The organism is Hymenobacter psoromatis (assembly GCF_020012125.1).
Classification (GTDB): domain Bacteria; phylum Bacteroidota; class Bacteroidia; order Cytophagales; family Hymenobacteraceae; genus Hymenobacter; species Hymenobacter psoromatis.
The window spans coordinates 4470234-4487640 of record NZ_JAIFAG010000001.1 but is presented as its reverse complement, the minus strand read 5'-3'; the positions used below and the strand labels follow the sequence as shown (position 1 = coordinate 4487640).

Here is a 17407-nt window from a genome sequence, read left to right as displayed (position 1 = left end):
GCCTGTTTGGTGAGCGGACGTGGGGGTAGGAGCCAATTCGTGGCTCTTATCACTGAGCCGTCGCAACTTTGTGGCTGGTGGCACCGCTTTCTGGCGGTTCGTCCTTTTTTCGTGCGTATGAGAAGTATTTTCGGCGGCCTACCTGGCCGTAACTGGTTGTTATTTTGGCCTTTGCTGGGTTTGCTACTCAGCCTGGCTACCCCCGCGGCGGCCCAAATTGAGCGGCCCGTGACCTGGACCTTCGCGGCCAAGCCGGGCGCGGCGGGCGAGGCTACCCTCACCGCCACGGCCACCATCGCGGGTAACTGGCACATCTACTCACAGTTTATCGAGGATGGCGGGCCGGTAGCGACGAGCTTCGCATTCACGCCTTCGCCCGACTACGAGCTGGTGGGCAAGGTGGCGGAGAGCCCCGTGCCGGTGAAGGCGTTTGAGAAAGCCTTCAATATGACCATCGCCTACTTCCCCAAGCGGGCGGTATTTAGTCAGAAAATTCGCCTCAAAGCCCCGCAAACTACCGTGAAGGGCACCGTGACGTTCATGGTGTGCAACGACGAGAAGTGCCTGCCGCCCGACGACCTGGATTTCAGCATTGACGCAAAGGGCGCGGCCGCACCGGCCGCCAAAGCGGCCCCTACCCCCCCCACGCCGGCCAAGGCCGCGCCCGCAGCAGCAACGGCGGTAGCAGCCACCAAAACCCGCGCCGCCGCGCCAACAAAGCCGGCTCCTACCCCTCCGGCCCCGGCCGATACGGCGGTTTTCCGGCCCGAAGCCGGCCCCGCGCCGATGCTCGCGCCCGTTGTCGCTGATTCTGCTACGGCCGCCGCACCCGCGGTGCCGAAAGCTACGGCGGCGGCGGTGGCCGCCCCGGCGAATAGCCAATCGATGTGGGCGATTTTTCTGGCGGGCTTCCTAGGCGGGCTGGCGGCGCTACTTATGCCGTGCATTTTCCCGCTGTTGCCATTCACGGTCAGCTACTTCACGAAAGGCAACCACTCGCGGGCCGGGGCGGTGGGCCGGGCGGCGTTTTACGGCCTGAGCATCATTTTTATCTACGTGGCGCTGGGGCTGCTGGTAACCGTTCTTTTCGGGGCCGATGCGCTCAATGACCTGGCCACGAGCGGGGCCTTTAATCTGGTTTTCTTTGCCTTGCTGCTGGTATTCGCGGCCTCATTTTTGGGGGCGTTTGAGTTGACCTTGCCCAGCTCGTGGATTAATAAAACCGATACGCAGGCTGATAAGGGCGGCCTGGTGGGCATCTTCTTCATGGCGGCCACGCTGGCGCTGGTGTCATTTTCGTGCACCGGGCCCATCATCGGCACGCTGCTGGTGCAGGCCGCGGCCACGGGGCAGCTGCTGGGGCCGGCGGTGGGCATGTTTGGCTTCTCGCTGGCGCTGGCGCTGCCATTCACGCTGTTTGCGCTGTTTCCGTCGGGGCTGAAGGCGCTGCCCAAGTCGGGCGGCTGGCTGAACTCGGTGAAGGTGGTGCTGGGCTTTCTGGAGCTGGCGCTGGCGCTGAAATTTTTGTCGAACGTGGATTTAGCTTACCACTGGCAGTGGTTCGACCGCGAGGTATTTCTCTCGCTCTGGATTATTATTTTCGCGCTGCTGGGTTTCTACTTGCTGGGCAAAATCCGGTTTTCGCACGACAGCCCGGTGGAGTACGTATCGCTACCCCGGCTATTTATGGCCATCATTGTGCTGGCTTTCACTACCTACCTGGTGCCGGGCCTGTGGGGCGCGCCGCTGCAAGCCGTGGCGGGCTTCCTACCCCCCCAGCACACGCAGGACTTCGACCTCTACACGCCCACGCTGGGCGGGGGGGTAGGAGCTGGGCCAGCCGCCGCGCCCCATGAGCAGCACAGGTACGGCGACCTTTTCCACGCGCCGCTGGGGCTCGATGCGTATTTTGATTATGCCGAGGCCCGCGCCTACGCCCAGAAAGTGAACAAGCCAATTCTTATCGACTTCACCGGCAATGCCTGCGTGAACTGCCGCAAGATGGAGGCCACCGTGTGGCCCGACCCGCGCGTGCTGCAACGCCTGCGCAACGACTTCGTGCTGGTGCAGCTCTACGTGGACGACAAAACCGCGCTGCCCGAAGCCGAGCAACGGGTGTCGAAATTCAGTGGCAAGAAAATCAAGTCTATCGGCAACGAGTGGAGCGATTTTCAGGCCAGCCGCTACAACGCCAACTCGCAGCCCTTCTACGTGCAGCTCGACCCGACCACGGAAAAGGTGCTCGCTACCCCGCAGGGCGCAAACTACGACCCCGACAACTTCGTGCGCTTCCTGGACGGCGGGCTGGCCGCCTACCGGGCCGGCCGCCGCTAGCGTGGCCGGCCCCTACCCCCCCGGCCGCCGCTGGCTGCGCTTCGGGCTGGCGCTGCTGTTCGTGGGCGCGGGCGCGCTGCACTTTATTCAGCCCGAAACCTTCTTGCGCATTGTGCCGCCGGCCCTGCCCGCGCCCCGGCTGCTGGTGCTGCTGAGTGGCGCGGCCGAGGTGGCCGGCGGCCTGGGCCTGCTGCTGCCCGCCACCCGGCGCTGGGCCGCCTGGGGCCTGCTGGCGCTGCTGGTGGCCGTGTTTCCGGCCAATGTGTACATGGTGGGGCTGGCTGATGCGCTGCACATTCCGGCCTGGGTGCTGTGGGCGCGGCTGCCATTGCAGCCACTGCTGATGTGGGCCGTGTGGCGGGTGAGGTAGCTGACGTTACGCCAGGTTTTGGCTAAGTTAGCAGTAGCGCGGTTTTTGTAAATCGCGCTACTGCCAACGGCGTGATAGCAGAGAAGAATTCGCTTTATTTCATAGGCTACTGCGCTATGAGGCTTGCGCAAAAATGCAGGTAGCAAGCCGGCACTTTGTGCAATTAGCAATGCCTCGGCATCAGGTGGTTGAGTTTTCACTTAAACCCCGCTGTTGCCATGAAAAAGCTTCTTCCTGCGTTGCTGCTGCCGCTTGGGCTGCTGGCCGTTTGCCCGCCCGCTGGGGCGCAAAAGCCGCAGCCGGCTGCCCCCGTTAGCGCGGCTACCCGCACCCTGAGCGGCCGCGTCACTGACTCGAAAGGCCAGGGCCTACCCGGTGTTACAGTACTGCTTAAAGGCACCCGCACGGGCGTCAGCACCGATGCCAGCGGCTACTACGTGCTGGCCGGCCTGCCGGCGCAAGGCGCGCGCCTAGTGTTCAGCTTCGTGGGCTTTACTACTCAGGAAGTGGGCGTGCCCGCCGGCTCCGCGCCACTGAACGTGGTGCTGCGCGCCAACCATAAAAGCCCGAGTGAAGTAGTGGTTGCGCACTCGGCCGGCCGGCCCAGCCGCCAGATGCGTCCGCGTAAGCCAGTAGGCCCTGAAATGGTACGGGGCGATGTCAACGCCCCCGATATATCTGGCCTGAATGGCGAGGGTAACAAGGTAATGCAGGAAGTAGTTGAAAATAAAGTTTATACATACGGCTCCCCTACCCCCGCTGCTTACCCCGTCCGCGCCGAGGCCGGCGCGGGCGATACCTACGCCAAAATTCAGGAGAACGCCTTTCATCCCGTTAGTAAAGAGCCGCTGAGCACGTTTTCGCTCGATGTGGACAACGCCAGCTACACCAACGTGCGGCGCTTCCTGAATGAGGGCCAGCTGCCCCCGCGCGATGCCGTGCGGGTGGAGGAAATGCTCAATTACTTTCACTACGCGTTGCCCGCGCCCGCTGCCAGCAGCCCCGACCCGGTGCGCATCAGCGCCGAGCTGAGTGACTGCCCCTGGGCCGCCGGCCACCAGCTGGCCCGCATCGGTATTCAGGCCAAAAAGGTGGAAACGGCCAGCCTACCCCCCGCCAACCTGGTGTTTCTGGTGGATGTGTCGGGCTCGATGATGGGCGACGACCGCCTACCCCTCATCCGCAGCGGCTTGCGGCTACTGGTGCGCCAGCTGCGGCCCCAGGACCACGTGGCGCTGGTAGCCTACGCCGGCGCGGCCGGCCTGGTGCTGCCGCCTACCCCCGGCTCGCAGCAAAACACCATTCTGGAAGCCATCGACCGGCTCGAAGCGGGCGGCTCCACGGCCGGCGGCGCGGGCCTGCGCCTGGCGTATTCCACTGCGCAGCAATATTTTAAGAAAGAAGGCAACAACCGCGTGATTCTGGCGAGCGACGGCGATTTTAACGTGGGCGAAAGCTCGGATGCGGCAATGGAGCAATTGATTGTTAATCAGCGCGAAACGGGCGTATTTCTGACCGTGCTGGGCGTGGGGCGCGGCAACCTGCGCGACAGCCGCATGGAGCTGCTGGCCGACAAAGGCAACGGCAACTACGCCTACCTCGACAACCTCGACGAGGCACGCCGCACGCTGGTGGCGCAGTTTGGCGGCACGCTCTTCACGGTGGCCAAAGATGTGAAGCTGCAAGTCGAGTTCAACCCCGCCCGCGTGGCCGGCTACCGCCTCATTGGCTACGAAAACCGCCTGCTGGCCAACGAAGATTTCAACAACGACCGCAAAGACGCCGGCGAGCTGGGCGCGAGCCACACCGTGACGGCCCTCTACGAAATCGTGCCCGTCAATTCCAGCAACCCGCTGATTGATAAGCTGAAATATCAGCCCGCTACCTACCAGCCCGGCCAGGATGTGCTGGCCAAGTCGGCCGGCCTCACCACCGAGCTACTCACCGTGAAGCTGCGCTACAAGGAGCCGCAGGGCAACACCAGCCGGCTGCTGGCCCAGCCCCTGGCCGGGGCAGCCCTACCCCTCGCCCAGGCCTCGGCCGACCAGCAGTTTGCCGCCGCCGTGGCCGAGTTTGGAATGCTGCTGCGCCAGAGCGAGCAGCGCGGCACCGCCACCTACGCCAGCGCCGACCAGCTGGCCCAGGCCGGCCGCGGCCCCGATGCCGAAGGCTACCGCGCCGAGCTGGTGCGGCTCATCCAATTGGCCGAAGGTCTCGCCCCGGCCAGCAAAGACGTGGGCGTGCGCTAGGGGTTGGCACGCGGCCGCGGCGAGTCCGCGCTACCTACGTCGCAACCGTCTTTGTTGCGCCCCCTGGGCTTGGTGCAAGTCATTGCCATCCATATGACTATTATGGTAGGCAATAGGCCCTTTGTTACACTGCTACTGGTGATGAGATTTATGGAATCTAACTTCCTGTTTGCCTGACTAATAGGCGCGGCGCTGGCAGCCTTATTTGCCCGCGTAGCCGCCCCCCGTGCCAATGGCCGCCTGCGCTGCGAAGAGTTTCGGGGGCCGGCGGCCACGGTTAGGGCAGCTTGGCCCAGCCCAGGGGCGGAATCGTGCGCACCGAGTCTGGGACTATCTGCTTGGTGACCTGCTCGACCTGCGGGTCTTCTAAGGAAAACCGGATGTAGTAGCGCGTGCCCAGGTCGGGGCAGGGTAGGGCTTGCCACTCTTTAACACCGCACTCCCGAGAGCTTTGGTAGCGGGTACCCGCCACGTAGTACTCGTACACAAAAACGTGGTAGCCCCGCTGGTATCCATACTTAAATACCTTTGCTGTCGTATAATGAGAAGCGCCTTCACGCAATAAGTATTTATCATGGGGGGTGTAGTAGGCCATTATAAAAAACCCAGCGCTTAGAAACACGCCCATCAAAGGTGAGAGAACATCACCATAGGTCAGCGGCTTACGCAGGCGAAAGTCTCGCCAAATCTTACAGGCGATAAAAAGGCTGCAACCAAGCACGCCAAGGCTTAGAAGGGCGAATACAATAGTAGGGGTCTCTACCCCCTGCTGCCGCACAAATTGCCAAAAGGTTAAGTGGTCCATAATGAGTAGGCTTAGGGCTTGGGCAGAGCGGGCGGCGGCGTCTCTGGCAGGCCGGGCCACTGCTTATCGGCCCAGGCTTGACCATAGCCGGCTAGTGCTCCGAAGCCGGTGGGCAGCCCGTACTGAAACCCATACTTGCTGCCCAGCCAAACGGGATACCCAAAATCGTAGCCTGCCCGCTCGGCTACCCCCCGGTAGAGACTGTAAGCCAGGTGACGGCCAAACACCCGCCCCCCGAACTCACCCCCGTAGCCGACTACCGCACCGATGGCTACTTGGGTTGCAAAGGTTTCGGGGCGCAACTCAAGGCAGCTTAGCCCAGCCCAGGGGCGGAATGATGCGTATCGAGTCGGGTACAGACCGCCGTGTCATTTCAACGGCAGTAGGAGATTCGGGGGCAAAATGCACATAGAAGCGAGCGTGCAGAGGGGGGCAAGGCAGGTCTTGACCAGCGATGGTACCACATTCCTGGGCCGTTTGGTGGCGCTGACCAGCTACATAGTATACATACGTGAAACGAGGATTCCCACGCCAGCTATCCTGCTCAACTACCGTAGCCACGGTATAGCGTCCTGCTTCCGGGCGCAACAGATAGCGCTTATGCACCAACCGCCAACTAGCCACTACTAGAAAGAGGCCGATTGCGATAGCCAGTACTGGCCCCAGCACATCGCCGTAGGTTCTACGGTCTGCTGGTTTGCGCCAGACTGTGGGCACGAGCCAGCCTTCCAAGGCAAGGAGTAAGACGCCTAAAATTGCTGCTGCTACCTCACCAGCCGTAACTCCGTGCGCACGCACAAAATGCCATAATTCAACGCTCATCATGGTTTAGAAGAGCCGGGCACTGGTAACACTGACTGAGGCGAAGCTGGCCAAAACTCATCCGCTTTATTCTGACCAATTGTGGTCGCGCCGCCTAAGCCGATGGGAATAACCGTGCGAAATAAGTGAGCGCTTCCTAACCAAACCGGGTAGGCCATATCGTAGCCCAGGCGTAACGCCGCTCCGTTGTACAGTCTATAAGCTAGCCGCTTGCTCAATAAATTACCTACCCCTATCCCAGCGTATCCCATCCCAACGCCAGCCGCCGTCTGTACGCCAAATGCCTGCCAGGAAACACTCCCGTTAAGCGGCGTTCGAAAGCCGCTTTTCACGCTAAACTGAAACATTGCCGAGGTTGTGCCCAAACCCAAGGGCCGGACGTTGAAGCCAGCTAATACAGATTCTACTAGGTTCACGCTAATACCCGCGTCCCAAACTCTGGCCCACCGGTCTTCTTCCTTGGAACCGTAATAATTAGCAATGCCCTGCCCGGCGAAGTCTAATCCAAACCGGTTTCTGGTTGCGATAACACTTTCTTTCCAAGGTAGTGAACCATATTGCTTCAGCGAAGCCTGTACACCGAAGGTTTCTTCAGCAGCGCTGGCCCACGTAGCATTTTTTACGACCTCAGCCGTGCGCGTGGCCCCGCTTAAGGTCAGGCTGCGGGCCACCGCCGCCGCCCGCGTGGCCCCCGCCCAGCGCAGGCACCCGGCCAGGCGCAAAAGGGTCATTTCCGAGACGGCCGTACTCGCTACGATGGTCCCGCCGATGACTACTCCCTGACCCACGCTGGCTTCCAGCGGGGCAGCTTGGCCCAGCCCAGGGGCGGAATCGTGCGCACCGAGTCCGGGACCAGGGTATTGGTAACAACGTCCGTGCTCGGGTCTTCGGGCGAGAAACGCACGTACAAGCGCACGCCCAAGTCAGGGCACGTGAAGTCGCGCCAGTCCTCCGGCCCGCATTCGTGAGAACTTTGGTAACGCTGGCCGGCCACGTAGTACTCGTACACAAAAACTTTGTTTCCCCGCTGGTATCCATACTTAAATACTTTTGCTGTCGTATAACGAGAAGCGCCTTCACGCAACAGGTATCTGTCATGGGGGGGGAAATAAGCCATTATAAAAAAGCCAGCGCTTAAAAACAAGCTTATCAAAGGGGAAAAGACATCGCCATAGGTTAGCGGCTTACGCTGCCGAAAATCTAACCAAAGCTTACGGGCTAGAAAAAGGCTGCAACCAAGCACGCCAAGGCTCAGGAGACCGAACACGATAGTAGGGGTCTCTACCCCCTGCTGGTGAATGTATTGCCAAAAGGTCAAGTGGTTCATGATGAGCAGGGTTAGGGCTTGGGCGGAGCGGGCGGCGGCGTCTCTGGAAGGCCCGGCCACTTGTGGTCGGCCCAGGCTTGACCATAGCCGGCTAAAGTGCCGAAGCCGGTAGGCAGCCCGTACTGAAACGCATACTTGCTGCCCAGCCAGACGGGATAGCCCAAGCCGTCGCCCGCCCGCTCGGCTACCCCCCGGTAGAGACTGTAAGCCAGGTGGCGGCCAAACACCCGCCCCCCGAACTCGCCCGCGTAGCCAACCCCCGCGCCGATGGCCGTCTGCGCTAGAAACGTACGAGTGCTAACGCGATGGTTGAATACGGAGCGGTAGCCATCATTGATGCTATACTGAAAACCGGCTGAAAAAAGAGATGCGCCAAAAGGACGCATCCCATAGGCTGAGAGTCCTAGTTCTGTGACGTTTATGCCCTGTGTTGCATCAATAATACGCCTTAGTCCGGATTCATTAGACCCCGAATAACTTATTATACCTTGTCCAGCAAAATCAATCCCACCTCGTCTAACCGCCAGCATGGGTGCCTCGCGCAAGCCCTGCCAGCCGGCGCGCACGCCAAAGAGCCCCTTTTCGGCTCCTGCCCACGTCAGGCTACGCGCCGCCTCGGCCGTGTGCGCGGCCCCTTCCAACGTCAGGCTGCGGGCCACCGCCGCCGCGCGGGTGGCCCCCACCCAGCGCAAGCCCCCGGCCAGGCGCAGCAGGACTACCTCCGAGACGGCCGTACTCGTCACGATGGTCCCGCCGATGACTACGCCCTGGCCCACGGTGGCTTCCAGCGGGTGGTCGGCGGCCAGTTGAGCTAGGTTCCCGTCAATTTTCCGCTGGAGCGCTAGTTCCCGGCCCACGGTGGAGCGGGGGCCGGCTGGCCCCACCGCGTAGGCGGGCTCGGGGGCCGGCTGCCCGGCTTGCAGCGCCGCCCAGCCGCTGCGGCTGGCTGCATGCTGCTGGCGGGTGATGAGCTGGCGGGCGTAGCGCTGCTGGGCCTCCACGCGGGCCAGGTCCCCGTCGCGGGCGGTGGTGTGCGCGCCCCTGAGCAGGGTAGGCGGGGCAAGGCCGCCCAGGCGCAAAACCCCGAGGTCGTAGCGCTCAAGGGCGGCGGCGCGCACCAAGCGTTGGCCTGCAAACGGGTCGTGGCCAGCCCGCGGGCCGGGCGTGGGGTGAAGCGGCCGCGGGCCGGGGCGGGAGGGAAGGTTCATGCGAACAGGAGCGAAAGAAGGTTACTGGCCCTTTTCGGGCCAGGCGTTGGTATACGCTACGCCCTGCTTCAGCAGCTGGCGGGCCACCACCCGCACCAGGCAGTAGAACGAGGGCTGCCCGGCGGCGGGATTATGCTCAAAGTGTTCCTCATAGCCCACGCAGTAGGCTTCTTCCAGCGTCAGGGTCAGGGAGGTGGAAACCCCGTCGAGGGCATTGAACACCACGCGGGCCGGCAGGGCCAGGTGGGGCGAGTAGGCCCAGGTGGGCAGCAGCAAGTCGCGGGGGCGCACGTCGAGCACCAGGCTCAGCTCGCCGCTAATAGGGCGGGCCGTGACGGTGCCATTGTCGGCGGTGGCCTGGTGGGCGTGCTGGGTGAGGCTGCGCACGGGATAGCCCGTGTCCTGCACCCAGAAAGTGGCGGCAGAGGAGTTCATAAAGCAAGTAACAGGGGCGGAAAATTATTGAAAATACCGGCCGGCCCCTACTCCGGCCAGTGGTTATCAATAGTCAGGCCCTCGTCGAGGTGTAGCTCGCGGGCGGTGATGACGACCGACATGCTCCCCGCGAACGCGCTGGGGCTATCGGCCACGAAGGTGAGGCCCTGGTTTACGCAGAGCCCATCCACGAAGCGCACGGTGCGCGTAGCCCCCATGCCATCGGCACCGGCCACTACCACCATGCCGCTCAGGCGCTTGCGTGCGTCGGCCATCCAGGCATCGATTAGGGGGTGCTGGAGCGTATCCAGCACCAGGCTGATTTTACCGGCCAGGATGCCGGCTTGCGGCCGGCCCTGCTCGTCGGTAGGCTGCACAATGCCCCAGTGAAACTCCTGCACCCCAAGGGAGCTGTCTTCCAGGTAAAGGGTTGCTGAATGAGCCATCAGAAAAAGGTAAGTGCTAAGAAATAAGAGTTTAAAAATAGTAAGCGACTTCCATACTCCCTTACCTTCGACTTTGGCGGCGATGGGCATTGCCTTGCTAACGCTGGCTCGGCCGGGCAGGTAGCCGCGGCGCGGGGCCTGGGAGCAAGGGCCCGCTGGCAGGCAGCAGCTTATCACGCTTGGCAGCTGCCAGGAGCTGCGCTGCCGCGAGCGCAACAGCTTAGGAAAGCGCTTTTCAGCGGCAAGCTGAAGGCCATCGGCTGCTAGCTTTGCCCTCTATTGCTTCCTGCGGGTGAAGAGCCCGCCGCTATCCGCCCAAAAATGCAACTCTCTCTACAGCGCCGCCTGGGCCTGGTGCAAGCCACCGCCCTCAACATGATTGACATGGTGGGCATCGGCCCCTTTGTCACCCTGCCGCTGGTGATGGGGTTTATGGGGCCCAACTTTCTGCTGGCCTGGCTGGTAGGTGCGGCGCTGGCCGCCGTGGACGGCCTCATCTGGAGCGAGCTGGGCGCGGCCTACCCCGAGGCGGGCGGCTCGTACCGCTTCCTCAAGCTGGCCTACGGCGAGCAGAAGTGGGGGCGGTTCATGTCGTTTCTCTACGTCTGGCAAACGCTCATTCAATCGCCGCTGGTGCTGGCGTCGGGGGCCATTGGCTTCGCCCAATATTTTGGCTACCTCGTGCCCCTACCCCTCTGGTGGCAGCCCAAGCTGGTGGCCGGCTCGGTGGTTTTATTGCTGGTGGCGCTGCTCTACCGCCGCATCGAGGACATTGGCAAGCTGGGCGTGGCCCTGTGGGTAGCGGTGCTGAGCCTCATGGGCTGGCTGATTTTCGGCGGCCTCACCCACGCCAACCACCCGGTGGCCTGGCTGCCGGCGGGGGGGGTAGGGAAATTGCCGGGCTTACTCATTTCGGTGGCGATGGGCCAGGCGGCCGTCAAAACCATCTATTCCTACCTCGGCTACTACAACGTGTGCCACCTCGGGGCCGAAATCGTGCGGCCCGAAAAGGTCATCCCGCGCAGCATTTTTTTGAGTATTCTGGGCATCGCGGTGCTCTATTTACTGCTGAATTGGAGCGTGGGCACCGTCATTCCGTGGCAGGAGGTGCAGAGCTGGCAGGCCGGGGCCAGCGACAAGTCGCAGTTCATTATCAGCGTGTTTATGGAGCGGCTGTATGGGCACACGGCGGCCACTATTGCCACCGGCATGGTGCTGCTGGTGGCGTTCGCGTCGCTGTTTGCGGTGCTGCTGGGCTACTCACGCATCCCCTACGCGGCGGCAGCCGATGGCGAGTTTCTACCCGTGTTTGGCAAGTTGCACCCTACCAAGCAGTTCCCCTACGTGTCGTTGCTGCTGCTGGGGGGGGTAGGGTTTGTGTTCAGCCTATTGTTTCGATTGGGGGAGGTGATTTCGGCCATCTTGGCCATGCGCATTCTGGTGCAGTTTGTGGGCCAAGCGGTGGGGCTCGTGCTGTTGCGCCGTCGGCGCGGCACGGCGTCCCTACCCTTCAAAATGCCGCTCTACCCGCTGCCCGTTATTGTAGTGGTTATCGTGTGGCTGGCCGTGTTCGCGGGCATCGCGCCGGTCGAGGTCAACTGGGGCGGCCTGCACTTCCGGCTCTACTTTCAGGTAGCCGCGCTGGGCATGATGGCCCTGGGCACGGTGGCGTTTTTGCTCTGGAGCCGCCGCGAGGCCAAGTGGCCGTTTGCCAGGTAAAAGCCACGCTGTCAGTACGCTCAGAAGTTAGCCCAGCCAGCGCATTAGCCCGCCCGCTACCAGCGCACCGGTGAGCGTGTTGAGGAAGTTGACCGCGTTGTTGCTGAGGTAGCCGCGCCGTTCCAGCGTGGCACCCAGCACCGAATCGGCCAGGTTGCCGGCCGTGCCCGCCACCAGCAGCCACCCAAAGGCCGGCCCCCAGCCAGCACCCAGGCAGTAAGCGGCCGCCAGCCCGGCGGTGCCCGCCAGCCCCAGGGCCGTGCCTTCGAGGCTCACCACGCCGTTGAGGCCGCGCGTATCGGGCCGCAGGGTGAGGATATGGTAGTAGCGCCGGCCATACACGTTGCCCAGCTCCGAGGCCAGCGTGTCGGCAGTGGCGGCAGCGAAGCTGCCGGCCAGCATCAGGTGGGCCAGCGGCGCGGCGGGGGGTAGGAGCCAGGCCAGCAGGCCCAGCAGGCCCGCCACGCCGGCATTGGCCACTACCTGGCCGGCTGTGCGGCGGCCCCGGTTTTCCTCGGCCAGCCCCAGGCGGCGCTTGTCGGCCACGCGCCAGCTGGAGGCGGCGGTGCCCAGGCCAAAAAACAGGGCCAGCAGCGCCAGCCCCGCAAAGCCGCTGCCCAAAAAGATGAGCAGTCCCAGCGCGCCGCCCGTCCACAAGGCGGCCGTGGTGAGCTTGCCCGCCCGCGCGCTGTACCCCATACCCAAACCGAGCAACACTACCACAAGGCCAAAGCGGAGCAAATCAGTCATAGCAGCAACGTGTTTAGCCCAGTCGCTTCTCGTAGCAGAAGAACCGCAGCCCCGGCCGAAACGCTAGCCGTATCTCGCCCGCAAAGCGGTAGCCCAACTTCGGGAAAAGCCGCTGGGTAGCCGCGTTTTCCGAGTTAGTATCGACGCGCAGCGTGCGCAGGCCTTGCACGGCGGCTTCGTGCTCGGCTTGGCGCAGCAGCGCGGCGGCCACGCCCCGGCCCTGGGTGGCGGGGGCCACGGCCAGCCGATGCGTTACCAGGGCTGGCTCGGCGGCATCCCAGTCGGCGTCGGCGTATTCGGGGTCCTGGTCCTGGGTGAGGGCGGCTACCCCCTCCATTTCGCCCAGGCGCTCGGCCACCCAGAGCTGCTGCTTGGCAATATCCTGCCGGAAAACTTCCTCGTTGGGGTAATCATTGGTCCACTGGTAGTTACCAGCGGCATTCATTACGGGCACCACGGCGCGTATCAGCGCCAGCACGGCCGGCAGGTCGGCCAGCGCGGCGCGGCGAATGGTCAGGTCTTGGGTCATATATCGCTTATCGATTATCCTTCGCCCAAACTTGCGAGGAAAATATGCCTTAAAAGAACGTCATGCTGAGCTTGCCGAAGAATCTCGTCTGCGTCGTTTGGGTGTCGTTCAACGACGCGGGCGAGATTCTTCGGCAAGCTCAGCATGACGTTCTTTAAAACAAGTTGCTCCTACCCCCGCCGCAGCACTTCAGCCGCATCCTTGGCGAAGTAGGTTAGGATGGCATCGGCCCCGGCGCGCTTGATGCTCAGCAGCACTTCCATCATGGTTTTTTCACCATCGACCCAGCCGTTTTGGGCGGCGGCTTTTACCATCGCGTACTCGCCGCTCACGTTGTAGGCCGTCACGGGCAGGTTGGTGTGGTTTTTCACTTCCCGGATGATGTCGAGGTAGCTCAAAGCGGGCTTAATCATCACCATATCAGCGCCTTCGGCCTCATCTAATTGAAGCTCACGCAGAGCTTCGAGGCGGTTGGCCGGGTTCATCTGGTAGCTCTTCTTATCCCCCTTTTTAGGGGCCGAATCTAGGGCGTCGCGAAACGGACCGTAGAAGGCCGACGCGTACTTGGCCGTATAGCTCATGATGCTGACGTGCGAGAACGCGTTGCGGTCGAGCACGTCCCGAATCCAGGCCACGCGCCCGTCCATCATGTCGCTCGGCCCGATGATGTCGGCCCCGGCGCGGGCCTGCGCCAGCGCCATCTGGCCCAGTATTTCGAGCGAGGCATCGTTGAGAATCTCGCCGGTTTCCTGGTTCACTACCCCATCGTGGCCATCGGAGGAGTACGGGTCCATTGCCACGTCGGTCATCAGCACCACGTCGGGAAATTGCCGCTTGATGTCGGCCACCGTTTTCAGGTACAGCCCGTCCACATTGGTCGATTCGCGGGCCAGCGGGTCTTTCCGCGCGTCATTCAACCCCGGAAACGGCGCGAAGGAATTGATACCCAGTTCCACAGCCGCGCCGATTTCGTCGATAATGCGTTCGGCTGAGAAGCGATATACACCGGGCATCGACTTCACTTCGAGGCGCTGGTTCTGGCCTTCGATAATAAAAACGGGGTAGATGAAGTCGTGGGCGGTGAGGCGCGTTTCCTGCACCATATCGCGGATTACCTGCGATTTACGGTTGCGGCGGGGGCGGTGGGTGGGTATCATATAAATTATAGCTGGCAGGGCTAGTAAACAAGGGTAACCGATTGGTCAGCCAAAAAGATTACTACTGGTACATCTGCTTACCTAACGTCAAGCCTGCGTATTATTACTGTATGTTAACATCTATTCAGAGGGCTAGCAGCCTAGTATTAGTACTATCCGCAGGCAGCTTATTCACTTCTTGTGATAAGAAGGACCCTGCGCCAGAAACGCCAGGTTTCCACCTCTTCACCAATCAGATGGAAATAACGGATGCTACGGTGAAAGCAATTTTTTTAAAGCACTCGGCCGGCAAATATTTAACCGAGTCGCCGGTTGGCCCCACTGATAAAATCACTTTTCTAACGCCTGACACCGTCTTATTTGGAAGCTCTACATTTCGGTATTCGATAGTTAAAAGGGATAACCAATATCTATTTTATTCGCCGACAGTATTTCAAGGTTTTAACAAGTATCAGCTAATCAGAGATATGCTCAAGTATACAACTCCGAAAGTGGCAGTGCCAGCCTTTTTAAACTATGATTATGCAACCCAAGAGGTACGAGTTGGCTATGGCGATAGCAAACATATGCAGCTATCTTACCTCCAATATTATTGGATAAGAACTGATAGGCTGTCACCTGGTTGGTCCGCTGGGTTTTCATTCAATGAGTTAAATGAGACCATTGCCTCGAAAGTCATTGGAACTGATACCCTCGCCGTACAAGTTGGCAGCGCCGCAATACCTGTGCAGTAGCGCTATCCTGTTTGGCCGCAAACGTTATTTCTTACCGCCGCTCAGCAGCGAGTAAAGCAGCGCCAGCACTACCAGCCCCGCCGCCGCGTAGCCCACGCCGGTGAAAAAGCCCACGCTGAAAATTACGTTTACCAACGCCCCCAGGCCCACCACTACCGCCAGCGCTATTCCAATAAAAAACAGCGCAATGCCGCCCAAGCCACTTTCGGCCGCGCCTTCGGTAGCGTGCCGGCGGCCCAGGTGCCGGGCCAGTCGCTGGGTCTGCATTACTGGCATTACGGCCACCCGCGCCAGCCGGGCCGCCAGCGCCGGGCGGCGCGGCGCGGCCGGTGGCACTGGCGTGGCGGGGGCTACTACCATAGCCTCCGCCTCTATAGCGGGGTAGGGCGTGGGCGTAGCCGCCGGCGCAGGCGGGGCTACCGCCACAGCCCCTACCCCCCCCGAAACCGCCAACGGAGCCGCAGCCGGCCGAAACTGAAACGCGACTTGCTCGCTGCGGCAGCCGGCCAGCAGCAGGGCCGGCACCAGCCATACAATTTTCCTCATGAAGCCTTATACTCAAAAAGCCCGGATAACGTCGGCAATGAGGGCGCAGGCCGTGCGCAATTCGCCTTCCGTGATGACCAGCGGCGGGGCGAAGCGGATGATATCGCCGTGGGTGGGCTTGGCCAGCAGGCCGCGCTCCATGAGGCGCACGCACACGTCCCAGGCGGTGCGGCCATCGGCGGCGGGCTTGATAACCACGGCGTTGAGTAGGCCGCGGCCGCGCACCAGCGTTACCACATTGGGGCACTCGTGCTGCAAGGCGCGCATTTCGGCCCGAAATATTTCGCCCAGGCGATAGGCGTTATCGACCAGCTTTTCGTCGAGCAGCACATCGAGCGCGGCCTGCATCACGGCGCAGGCCAGCGGGTTGCCGCCAAAGGTGGAGCCGTGCTGACCGGGCCGGATGGCGAGCATTACCACGTCGTCGGCCAGCACCGCCGATACGGGCAGCACGCCGCCGCTCAGGGCTTTGCCCAGGATGAGAATGTCGCCCCGCACTTCTTCATAATCAGTGGCCAGCAGCTTACCGGTGCGGCCCAGGCCGGTCTGAATCTCGTCGGTGATGAGCAGCACATTGTACTGGCGGCACAGCTCGGCGGCCCGCGTCAGGTAGCCTTCGCGGGGCACCACCACGCCGGCTTCGCCCTGAATGGGCTCCACCAGGAAGCCGCACACGTGCGGGTCGGCCAGGGCGGCGGCCAGGGCTTCGGCATCATCGTAGGGCACTACCTGGTAGCCGGGCACGAAGGGGCCGAAGCTGCCGGTGCTGTCGGGGTCGGTGCTGAAGGAGATGATGCCCGTGGTGCGGCCATGAAAATTATGCTCGGCCACCACGATGCGCGCCTGGTTGGGGGCAATGCCTTTTTCCTGGTAGCCCCACTTGCGGGCCAGCTTAATCGCCGTTTCTACGGCCTCAGCCCCCGAGTTCATCAGCAAGGCTTTATCGTAGCCAAACAGCTCGCAGAGCTGCTTTTCGGCCGGCCCCAGGCGGTCGTTGAAAAAGGCCCGCGAGGTGAGCGTCAGCTGCTGGGCCTGCTCGGTAAGCGCCGCGATAATGCGCGGGTGGCAGTGGCCTTGGTTCACGGCCGAGTAAGCGGATAGGAAATCGAAATACTGCCGGCCGGCCACGTCCCAGAGGTGCACGCCCCGGCCCCGGCTCAGCACCACGGGTAGCGGGTGGTAGTTGTGGGCACCGTACTGGTCTTCGAGCTGCATTAGCTCTGCGGCGCGGGTCAGGGTGGGGGTAGGGGCTAGCATGGGCAGGATAGGTAAGTGGGTGAGTCAAAGTTACGAACAACGCACGGGTCGTTTCGGGTCGGGCGGCGGCCGGCTTTTATCTTTACGCCCTATGCAAACGCTTCACCACCCCGACGCGCCGCAGGCCGTAGGCCCCTACGCCCAAGCCATTGCGGCGGGCGGCTTCGTCTTCTGCTCGGGCCAGACGCCCCTCGTGCCGGCCACCATGCGCATCGAGGCCACCACCATTGAGGAGCAGACCCGCCAGGTGCTGTACAACCTGAACACGGTGCTCGCCAGCCGTCAGTTGAGCCTGGCCGACGTGGTAAAAACTACCGTCTTCCTGAAAAACTTCGCCGATTTTGCCCGCATGAATGCCGTGTATGCCGAGGTATTTGGCGCGCACCGGCCGGCCCGCACCACCGTGGAGGTCTCGCGGCTGCCGCTGGAAGCGCTGGTCGAAATCGAGTGCATCGCCGCCCTGCCCGATGGCCGATGACCCGCGATTGGCCACTTTTGCGGCCCTACCCCTGCTGCCCGGCGACTACTATCTCACCCCCGAGGGATATATGGTTTTCACCGAGCAGTACCACCGCCGCCGCGGCTTTTGCTGCGGCAGCGGCTGTCGTCACTGCCCGTGGCGGAAATCGGAGGGTTAGGGAGGAGGAATTCGCACAAAGCCCGTTGTCCTCCCTCATTCTCAGCTAATTTGGTATTTAGCTGAATTTTGCCGATATTTG

19 protein-coding genes are annotated in these 17407 nt (G+C 62.1%); 7 read left to right on the top strand and 12 right to left on the bottom strand.

Going from position 1 to position 17407, the window contains the following annotated elements:
* Positions 1-117 precede the first annotated feature (117 nt).
* The 3 genes from LC531_RS19415 (at position 118) to LC531_RS19405 (ending at position 4953) form a co-directional block, all read left to right on the top strand.
* On the top strand, positions 118-2334 hold the full coding sequence (locus LC531_RS19415; protein ID WP_223653222.1) for a protein-disulfide reductase DsbD family protein: 2217 nt from the start codon (positions 118-120) through the stop codon (positions 2332-2334).
* 1 nt (position 2335) lies between these two features.
* Positions 2336-2704 (top strand): DoxX family protein, encoded by a 369-nt coding sequence (locus LC531_RS19410; protein WP_223653221.1) that lies wholly within the window; start codon positions 2336-2338, stop codon positions 2702-2704.
* A 218-nt stretch (positions 2705-2922) separates the two neighbouring features.
* Entirely contained in the window at positions 2923-4953 is a 2031-nt protein-coding gene (locus LC531_RS19405) for a YfbK domain-containing protein (protein ID WP_223653220.1), read from the top strand.
* A gap of 277 nt (positions 4954-5230) precedes the next feature.
* Here LC531_RS19405 and LC531_RS19400 read toward each other — a convergent pair whose 3' ends face one another.
* The 7 genes from LC531_RS19400 to tssD (LC531_RS19370) all read right to left on the bottom strand — a co-directional run bounded on the left by LC531_RS19400 (position 5231) and on the right by tssD (LC531_RS19370) (position 9996).
* Complete coding sequence (locus tag LC531_RS19400) at positions 5231-5548, bottom strand: hypothetical protein (protein WP_223653219.1); 318 nt, start codon at positions 5546-5548, stop codon at positions 5231-5233.
* Positions 5549-5769: 221 nt separating this feature from the next.
* Positions 5770-6060: a hypothetical protein gene (locus LC531_RS19395; RefSeq protein ID WP_223653218.1), complete on the bottom strand. Its 291-nt coding sequence runs from the start codon at positions 6058-6060 to the stop codon at positions 5770-5772.
* A 519-nt stretch (positions 6061-6579) separates the two neighbouring features.
* Entirely contained in the window at positions 6580-7311 is a 732-nt protein-coding gene (locus LC531_RS19390) for a hypothetical protein (protein ID WP_223653217.1), read from the bottom strand.
* A 41-nt stretch (positions 7312-7352) separates the two neighbouring features.
* Entirely contained in the window at positions 7353-7907 is a 555-nt protein-coding gene (locus LC531_RS19385) for a hypothetical protein (protein WP_223653216.1), read from the bottom strand.
* Positions 7908-7918: 11 nt separating this feature from the next.
* The gene (locus LC531_RS19380) at positions 7919-9115 is read right to left on the bottom strand and encodes a hypothetical protein (protein WP_223653215.1); all 1197 of its coding nucleotides are present in this window, start codon (positions 9113-9115) and stop codon (positions 7919-7921) included.
* A 21-nt stretch (positions 9116-9136) separates the two neighbouring features.
* Positions 9137-9550 (bottom strand): type VI secretion system tube protein TssD, encoded by a 414-nt coding sequence (tssD, locus tag LC531_RS19375; protein ID WP_223653214.1) that lies wholly within the window; start codon positions 9548-9550, stop codon positions 9137-9139.
* 47 nt (positions 9551-9597) lie between these two features.
* A complete protein-coding gene (tssD, locus tag LC531_RS19370; protein ID WP_223653212.1) occupies positions 9598-9996 on the bottom strand; it encodes a type VI secretion system tube protein TssD in 399 nt (132 codons plus the stop codon).
* A gap of 321 nt (positions 9997-10317) precedes the next feature.
* Here tssD (LC531_RS19370) and LC531_RS19365 point away from each other — a divergent pair, with 321 nt between their 5' ends.
* Complete coding sequence (locus tag LC531_RS19365) at positions 10318-11715, top strand: APC family permease (RefSeq protein ID WP_223653210.1); 1398 nt, start codon at positions 10318-10320, stop codon at positions 11713-11715.
* A 27-nt stretch (positions 11716-11742) separates the two neighbouring features.
* Here the strand turns inward: LC531_RS19365 and LC531_RS19360 are convergent, their stop codons facing one another.
* From LC531_RS19360 to hemB, 3 genes are all read right to left on the bottom strand, one after another.
* Positions 11743-12465 (bottom strand): DUF92 domain-containing protein, encoded by a 723-nt coding sequence (locus tag LC531_RS19360; protein ID WP_223653209.1) that lies wholly within the window; start codon positions 12463-12465, stop codon positions 11743-11745.
* A 13-nt stretch (positions 12466-12478) separates the two neighbouring features.
* A complete protein-coding gene (locus LC531_RS19355; RefSeq protein WP_223653207.1) occupies positions 12479-12994 on the bottom strand; it encodes a GNAT family N-acetyltransferase in 516 nt (171 codons plus the stop codon).
* A 170-nt stretch (positions 12995-13164) separates the two neighbouring features.
* A complete protein-coding gene (gene hemB, locus LC531_RS19350) occupies positions 13165-14151 on the bottom strand; it encodes a porphobilinogen synthase (protein WP_223653206.1) in 987 nt (328 codons plus the stop codon).
* A 110-nt stretch (positions 14152-14261) separates the two neighbouring features.
* Between hemB and LC531_RS19345 the strand changes: the two genes are divergently transcribed.
* Complete coding sequence (locus LC531_RS19345; RefSeq protein WP_223653205.1) at positions 14262-14885, top strand: hypothetical protein; 624 nt, start codon at positions 14262-14264, stop codon at positions 14883-14885.
* 24 nt (positions 14886-14909) lie between these two features.
* Here LC531_RS19345 and LC531_RS19340 read toward each other — a convergent pair whose 3' ends face one another.
* Together LC531_RS19340 and rocD are read right to left on the bottom strand one after the other, a co-directional pair.
* Positions 14910-15431, bottom strand: a complete 522-nt coding sequence (locus LC531_RS19340; RefSeq protein ID WP_223653204.1) for a hypothetical protein — start codon at positions 15429-15431, stop codon at positions 14910-14912.
* 12 nt (positions 15432-15443) lie between these two features.
* A complete protein-coding gene (gene rocD, locus LC531_RS19335) occupies positions 15444-16688 on the bottom strand; it encodes an ornithine--oxo-acid transaminase (RefSeq protein ID WP_223653203.1) in 1245 nt (414 codons plus the stop codon).
* Positions 16689-16779: 91 nt separating this feature from the next.
* On the opposite strand from rocD, the gene LC531_RS19330 reads away from it, so the two are divergent.
* A complete protein-coding gene (locus tag LC531_RS19330) occupies positions 16780-17166 on the top strand; it encodes a RidA family protein (protein ID WP_223653202.1) in 387 nt (128 codons plus the stop codon).
* Complete coding sequence (locus tag LC531_RS19325; protein ID WP_223653201.1) at positions 17156-17326, top strand: DUF5522 domain-containing protein; 171 nt, start codon at positions 17156-17158, stop codon at positions 17324-17326. Before LC531_RS19330 ends, LC531_RS19325 begins: the two co-directional genes overlap by 11 nt.
* Positions 17327-17407: the final 81 nt, after the last annotated feature.